Origin of the sequence: Winogradskyella sp., assembly GCF_025210595.1 — a bacterium.
In the GTDB taxonomy this organism is placed as follows: domain Bacteria; phylum Bacteroidota; class Bacteroidia; order Flavobacteriales; family Flavobacteriaceae; genus Winogradskyella.
Genome location: NZ_JAOARH010000134.1, coordinates 1 through 7,376 on the forward strand (window position 1 = coordinate 1; position 7,376 = coordinate 7,376).

The following is a 7,376-nucleotide window of genomic DNA, read 5'->3' on the forward strand; positions in this document are numbered from 1 at the left end:
AGTTTCTGAAAAGCAATCTATTCTAGAAGCTGCATTAAAACAAGATATTGACGCGCCTTATTCTTGCCAAGGTGGTATATGTAGTAGTTGTATTGCAAGACTTACAGAAGGCGAAGCTACTATGCGACAAAACAATATACTGACAGATAATGAGGTTGCTGAAGGTTTGGTACTAACTTGCCAGGCTTACCCAGCATCTTCTACTTTGGTTGTAGATTATGATGATGTATAAATTAGACAATAGATCTTAGACCGCTTCGCTTTTAGAAAATAGATGCTCAGACTTTTAAGCAAGTAGCAATTGGATAATTTCGGTTTTGGTAATGATAAATGAAGAATTAAGAACTTCTTCTAAAGAAAAGATAATACTACTCATAACCTCTTCGAGTGATTTTGAAGCACGAAAAATTATATCGCGAAGTTTTAGATTCCTGTCTACGCAGAAATAACAGACCTTACTTTTAAAACAATCGTTTCAACAGAAATACTTTCTGCTGCATTTTCATAACCTTCAGGGAACTTATTTCCATAAATAGATGTTGGTATTAAAGGATATGCTTTTCTATTAGCCAACAAAGCGTAATCGTCTGGCTGATTAAAAGGCATAAAACCTGCAAAAGGATGTGTCACTCCCCAAATAGTAATAACCTTTACACCAAACATAGCTGCTAAATGTCCATTTCCAGAATCCATAGAAAGCATAAGGTCTAAATTAGAAATCAGCTTTAATTCTTCATCAAAACTTAATTTTCCTGCAACTGAATTTACAGTATTGTACTTCGCTTCTATACTATCTAAAATTTCAACCTCTTTTTTTCCACCTCCAAATAGAACGACATTGTAATCTTTAGAAAGCTCTGCAATAACGTGTTCCATTTTATCTAATGGATACATTTTGCTTTTATGAGCTGCAAATGGCGCTATTCCAATAATCTTCTTGTTTGAGTCGGTAATAAACCCTTTTAGCTTTGCGTTTAGTTCTGCTTTTTGAGGAAATGACGGCTTTGACAAATCAATGGTATAACCTAGTTTTTCAAAAACCTCTGCATAACGTTGATGTGTAGTTTTTAATTGCTGAAATAATTTACCAGAAATTAAGGCTTTCTTTTCTGCCCTACCTTTATCAATCTGAATGACTTTCTTTCCAAAGAAAAATACTTTTAAAATTTTACTTCGTAAAACATTGTGCAAGTCTGCAACTACATTAAATTTTAACGCTTTTAATTCTTTTGAAAGTTTATACAGCCCTAAAACACCTTTATGCTTTCCTTTAAGTTCAGCTTCATACACCTCAACATTTTGTATGCCTTCAAAAAATGGTTTAAAAAAGGCTCTAGTAACTACTGTGATTTTTACATTAGGATATTGCTCAACTAATGCTCTTAACACAGGAACCGTCATAGCTACATCTCCCATTGCTGAAAAACGAATGATGAGTATGTGTTTTGGGTTTGGCATTTATTCAGAATATGAGATCCTGAAACAAGTTCAGGATGACAAATTATTTCTGTCCTCTTAAAACAGGATTAAGCTCATCGTCATTGTACATCTTCATCTGTTTGTAAACCTTCATGTACTTGTCTCCGTTGGCAATATCATTAAGCAAATCATCAATTGCTGTGCTTAAATCTACACGTTGCTCTAAAAGCACGTCTAGTTTTTTCTGGCAAGCTGCTTTATGTGCATCTGTAGCATCTTCTCTAACAGTTTCGAGATGCATGTGGTAAATTTTTAAAGCTAAAATTGAAAGCCTATCTATTGCCCAAGCCGGACTTTCAGAATTTATCTTTGCATTAGATTTTACCTCAACATCTTTATGCTTGTCTAAAAAATAACTATCTATAAATTCTACAGTATCTGTTCTATCTTGATTAGAAGCATCAATCATGCGCTTTAACTTTAATGCAGCATCAGGATTAATGTTTGGATCTCTTATAATGTCTTCGTAAGCCCATTGTACAGTATCTATCCAACATTTTCTATATAATAAATGTGCTATTAAATCTTCATCTTTATTATACCTATTTGTAAAAGGTTGATCTACGGTGTTTAAAACCTTATAAGTTTTAATAACATCTTGAAATATACTGTTTGCTTTATCTGAAAACATATCGAATTATTTGTTTTAAATATGCAAATATACTTTGAATTATTAACTTAGCCATCCAAGAAAAACACATTGTCATGCATATTCATAATCTGTCTAAAACACCTTCAATTTTAAATTCATTTATGTCTGAAATAAGGGATAAAACCATTCAAAAAGACAGTATGCGTTTTAGAAGAAATATTGAGCGTATTGGTGAAATATTGGGTTATGAATTAAGCAAATCCTTAAGCTACGATGATTATAAAACAGAAACACCTTTAGGAATATCCAATACTGTTTTGCACAAAAAAGATATTGTATTGTGCTCTATTCTAAGAGCTGGTGTACCTCTTCATAATGGATTACTAAATTATTTTGATGCCGCTGAAAATGCCTTTATATCAGCATATAGGCAACACAAGCATAATCCTGAAAGTTTTGAGATCATTGTAGAATATTTGGCTTGCCCTAGTTTAGAAAACAAAACCCTTATTCTTGCAGACCCAATGTTAGCTACAGGTCAGTCTATGGTAGCTACTTTTGAAGCATTAAAACCATTTGGTACTCCAAAAGAAATTCATTTAGTAAGTGTTATTGGAGCTCAAGAAGGTGTAGATTATGTTTCTAAAGCATTTGATGAAAACGCACACCTTTGGATTGCAGTAGTTGATGAGACCTTAAATGAAAAAGGATATATCATTCCTGGATTGGGTGATGCTGGTGATTTAGCTTTTGGCAACAAACTACAACAATAAACTTATTATTGGAGTTATAATTAACAACAAAACAAAAATCTCTTTAAACCAACGCTCAGAAACTACTTCTATATAATTAGCCATTATTATAGAAAATGGCGCAAACAGAAATATAAACTCAGCATCATTTTTTACTGGAGCAATTATTGCAATTAAAATAGCAATTATAGAGGACCAAGCTATAAGAAAAAAAGAAGGTTTTAGTTTTTTATTCTTATCTGGCAAGGCCCTAAAAAAATAGACCAGTATCCAAACAAATGATGTAAAAACAACCGTAAGTTTAATTATAAGTTCAATACTATTATATGCTGTAAAATCTAAACTTGCATAACGTTCAAAATTAGAGACCTTAAAGTAAGTGTCGTAGAAAACAATATTGTAAGCAACAAGCAGAAAAATAACGGTAGCAATACCAACAAATGGTACAATAACATTTTTAATGTTATTTTTTGAGTGATAAATTAATGCTACAATAACTAATGCAAAAAACAATATAGCCCAAAAACAAAAGAGCGTTGCTAGCATAATCCAAAAACCAGCATCAAAAAGCTTTTTTTTGATGTATAGGTTAGAATGTAAACTTATTAAACGTCTTAAAGCAAAAAGAATAAATAGGTTGGCAAACAATAAGTCTAAATCTTTCAATGCCTCAGGAAACATTGCAAACAAAAGCCCAAAGGTCATTATGCCATAACTATTCTTTTTAGTAAGATTGTTTTTGGAAATGATAAAGTCTAAAAGAAACACCGGAAAAACAACAACTATCAATTTTAATAGCGTTGTTAATGTTTCATTTAAATCATTAAATAGCAGATTATAGTTTGAAATTATAAATAGAATAACAACAAAAACAGAAACTATAATAAAGTTTATTGGTTTAGATTTACTAAAAATACTTGTAATCATTTGCTGTTTTTGTATTTTTGCTGCCTAATTAGACTTTATTTAAGATAAAAATAAAGCTTTTGGATTTAAAATAAACAAAATCAAAACTCGCTTTGCGAGTAAATTTATAAAGTTATGAAGGATTTCTTTTACGTAATAAATGATTTATTTGTTGGTGGTTTATTTGCGCCTTTAGATTATTTAAGAAAATTAGAGCTTACAAATTGGTTTGCTGCTAATACAATGTCTTGGGTATTTATGTTAATAGGTACTGTAGCATTTATTTATTGGATGAAGCAGTTAGCAAAATTTAATGCTAACAACGAAGAAGATAAAAGTATTTCTTCTCACTCTTTCTTATAGATCAAAACCAATATCTTTACGATAATACATCTTATCAAAACGTAGATTATCTATGCTTTGATAAGATTTTTTTATGGCTTCTTGATACGTTTCTCCATAAGATGTTATTGCCATAACTCTTCCACCAGATGTTATCACTTTTTCATCTTGTAATTTGGCACCTGCATGAAACACTATAGAATCTTCAATCTTATCAATTCCTAAGATTTCCTTTCCTTTGTCATAAGCTTCAGGATAACCACCAGATACTAACATTATTGTGGTTGCAGCACGTTCATCTATTTCTATATTTACTTTAGATAATGTTTGATCTCCCATGGCTTGAAAAACTTCAATCAAATCTGTTTTTAATCTTGGCAATACCACTTCTGTTTCTGGGTCTCCCATTCTTACATTGTACTCTATTACTTTTGGATTCTCACCAACTTTAATAAGCCCAATAAAAATAAAACCTACATACGGTAAGCTATCTTTCTTTAAACCTTCAACTGTAGGTTTTACAATTTGATTTTCAATTTTATCTAAAAACGCTTTGGTAGCAAACGGCACAGGTGAAACCGCACCCATTCCACCAGTATTTAAACCTGTATCACCTTCTCCTATTCGTTTATAATCTTTTGCTGTTGGAAGAATTTTATAGTCCTTTCCGTCGGTTAAAACAAAACAGCTTAATTCTATTCCGTCTAAAAACTCTTCTATAACTACTTTTGTACTTGCAGCACCAAATTTTGAATCAACCAACATGTTCTTTAATTCAGTTTTCGCCTCATTTAAGTCATTAAGAATAAGAACTCCTTTACCAGCTGCTAATCCGTCTGCTTTTAATACATAAGGCGGTTGTAGCGTTTCTAAAAACTCATAACCCTTTTCTACGGTGTCTTTTGTAAAACTCTCGTAAGCTGCAGTTGGTATGTTATGGCGCATCATAAATTCCTTAGCAAACTCTTTACTTCCTTCTAGTTCTGCAGCTGCTTTTTGAGGCCCAATAACTGAAACATGCTTAATTGCGTCATCATTCAAAAAGAAATCATGAATTCCTTGTACCAATGGATCTTCTGGTCCAACTACAACCAAATCAATACTATTTTTAATAACCGCATCTTTAATGGCTTCAAAATCTGTTACTGAAATGTTTAAATTGGTCGCAATAGCATCTGTACCAGAATTACCTGGCGCTACAAATAGCTTATTAAGCTTTTGACTTTGAGCTATTTTCCATGCAAATGTATGCTCTCTTCCTCCTGATCCTAGTACTAAAATATTCATGTTTAAATTTTGTTTGCGCAAAAATAATTGGTTTTAAGATGAAAAAACAATTAATTTACAGAAACCTTTTTGGCCTTTACACATCTTGCGACTATTCGACTTTTCTTTAAAAATAAATGGCTTTAATATTAACAAGGCTAAATTGGCACTTTCTAAAATTCAATCTTTAAATGATGTTGAGTTTAATCGCTACCTAGAAGAAAAGAAAAAAGAAATCGTTTTATTTCATTTACAAAACAACAACTTCTATAAATCTTTTGGTGAAAATATTGATGTTAACGATTGGAATTCAATTCCTGTAATGACCAAACGCCATTTACAACAACCTTTAGAGAAAAGATTGAGTAATGGTTTTGCCCTAAAAGATGTTTATGTAAATAAAACGTCTGGAAGCTCTGGAGATCCTTTCATTTTTGCAAAAGACAAATGGTGCCATGCAATGACATGGGCTGAAATTATGAATCGGTTTTCGTGGTACGATATTAATTTTAACACTTCTAAACAAGCTCGTTTTTACGGAATTCCATTAGATAAAAAAAGTTATTATAAAGAACGCTTGAAGGATTGGTTTAGCAATCGTTTTCGGTTTTCGGTTTTTGATTTAAGTGATGCTGCTTTTGAAAAGGTGTTATTGAAATTTAAATCTTCAGAATTTGATTTTATAAACGGTTACACTAGCCCAATTGTACAATTTGCAAAGTTTTTAAATCGTAAGCAGATTATTTTAAAAAATGTTTGCCCTAGCTTAAAAGTATGTATTGTGACATCTGAAATGTTATTTGATGATGATAAAGTCTTGTTAGAAAAACAATTTGGGATACCTATTGTAAATGAATACGGAGCTTCAGAATTAGATTTAATCGCTTTTCAAAACACCAACAATGAATGGCAAATAAATAGCGAAACACTTTTTGTTGAAGTTTTAGATGAAAAAAACAAGCCTTTGCCATATGGTGAAGAAGGACGTATTGTAATCACCTCACTTTACAACAAAGCGCACCCTTTTATTAGATACGATATTGGTGATATTGGCATCTTAGATGAACAAAGCACTTTAAGAACGCCCATTTTAAAAAAACTCATTGGTAGAACTAACGATATAGCTGTTTTGCCTAGTGGAAAAACAGCTGCAGGATTAACGTTCTACTACATTACCAAAAGTGTTATAGAAAACGATGGTAATGTTTCTGAGTTTATTATTGAGCAATTAAGCTTAGATACTTTTAAAATTAAATTTGTTAGTAAAAAAGAGCTCTCACAAGATAAAAAGAACACTATTGCCAAAGCTATGGAACAGTATTTAGAGCCAAATATTACAATTACTTTTGAACGTGTGAATGTTTTAGACCGTTCTAAATCCGGAAAATTAAAGCAGTTTACATCTTACCTCAAATAATTCTATGGAAAAAATAATGATAATTACGAGTTATTTTCCGCCAGAAATTGGTGCAGCATCTAACCGTATATTTCACTTGGCTGAGGGATTAAAATCTAATTATGAGGTTATGATTGTAACCCCTTTACCTAATTATCCTACAGGTAAAATTTTTGACGCGTATAAAGGTAAATTAAAGTCTAAAACACTAGAAAATAACATAACGATCATTAGACTTTGGTTGTACGCTAGTAAATCTAAAAACAAATTTTTACGTTTGTTTGCCATGCTGTCTTACAGCATAAGTTTAGTTTGGTTTTTTATGTGGAATAAAGTTCCCAAAAAAGTGATAGTACAATCACCACCCTTATTGGTAGCTTTTACTTGTATGCTTTTTTTAAGATCTAGAAAACGAAAGCTTATTTTAAATGTCAGCGACTTATGGCCTAGTGCTGGTTTTGAACTTGGTGCACTAAAACAAAACTTTAGTTACAAGTTATTGCAAAAGTTAGAACGATTCAATTACAAATCTGCCAATTTAATATTAGGGCAAAGCAATGAAATTTTAACTCATGTTGGTAAAATCACCACAAACCCTGAACTGTTTTTATATCGCAATTATCCTAATATTCCTTTTAAAGAA

At 31.6% G+C, this 7,376-nt stretch carries 9 protein-coding genes; 5 read left to right on the forward strand and 4 right to left on the reverse strand.

Translation table 11 applies throughout. The features are described 5' to 3' along the window. Nucleotides 1–232: 2Fe-2S iron-sulfur cluster binding domain-containing protein (locus tag N4A42_RS13380; protein WP_294074968.1), on the forward strand; the 232-nt coding region annotated here is incomplete at its 5' end. 203 nt (nt 233–435) lie between these two features. Here N4A42_RS13380 and N4A42_RS13385 read toward each other — a convergent pair. Then, entirely contained in the window at nt 436–1,458 is a 1,023-nt protein-coding gene (locus tag N4A42_RS13385) for a glycosyltransferase family 9 protein (RefSeq protein WP_294074971.1), read from the reverse strand. A 43-nt stretch (nt 1,459–1,501) separates the two neighbouring features. After that, nucleotides 1,502–2,110 (reverse strand): DUF4254 domain-containing protein, encoded by a 609-nt coding sequence (locus N4A42_RS13390; RefSeq protein ID WP_294074973.1) that lies wholly within the window; start codon nt 2,108–2,110, stop codon nt 1,502–1,504. 74 nt (nt 2,111–2,184) lie between these two features. Here N4A42_RS13390 and upp point away from each other — a divergent pair, with 74 nt between their 5' ends. After that, a complete protein-coding gene (gene upp, locus N4A42_RS13395; protein ID WP_294074975.1) occupies nt 2,185–2,844 on the forward strand; it encodes a uracil phosphoribosyltransferase in 660 nt (219 codons plus the stop codon). On the opposite strand, the gene N4A42_RS13400 is transcribed toward upp, so the two are convergent. Further along, nucleotides 2,833–3,750, reverse strand: a complete 918-nt coding sequence (locus N4A42_RS13400) for a DUF6427 family protein (RefSeq protein WP_294074977.1) — start codon at nt 3,748–3,750, stop codon at nt 2,833–2,835. The two genes, upp and N4A42_RS13400, sit on opposite strands and share 12 nt — an antisense overlap. A gap of 114 nt (nt 3,751–3,864) precedes the next feature. On the opposite strand from N4A42_RS13400, the gene N4A42_RS13405 reads away from it, so the two are divergent. Then, nucleotides 3,865–4,092, forward strand: a complete 228-nt coding sequence (locus N4A42_RS13405) for a uracil phosphoribosyltransferase (protein WP_294074979.1) — start codon at nt 3,865–3,867, stop codon at nt 4,090–4,092. Here N4A42_RS13405 and purD read toward each other — a convergent pair. Continuing rightward, nucleotides 4,087–5,358, reverse strand: a complete 1,272-nt coding sequence (gene purD, locus N4A42_RS13410; protein ID WP_294074982.1) for a phosphoribosylamine--glycine ligase — start codon at nt 5,356–5,358, stop codon at nt 4,087–4,089. The two genes, N4A42_RS13405 and purD, sit on opposite strands and share 6 nt — an antisense overlap. A gap of 82 nt (nt 5,359–5,440) precedes the next feature. Between purD and N4A42_RS13415 the strand changes: the two genes are divergently transcribed. Next, complete coding sequence (locus N4A42_RS13415) at nt 5,441–6,754, forward strand: phenylacetate--CoA ligase family protein (protein WP_294074984.1); 1,314 nt, start codon at nt 5,441–5,443, stop codon at nt 6,752–6,754. A 4-nt stretch (nt 6,755–6,758) separates the two neighbouring features. After that, nucleotides 6,759–7,376 (forward strand): glycosyltransferase (locus N4A42_RS13420; RefSeq protein ID WP_367172520.1); only part of this gene is annotated, 618 nt, incomplete at its 3' end.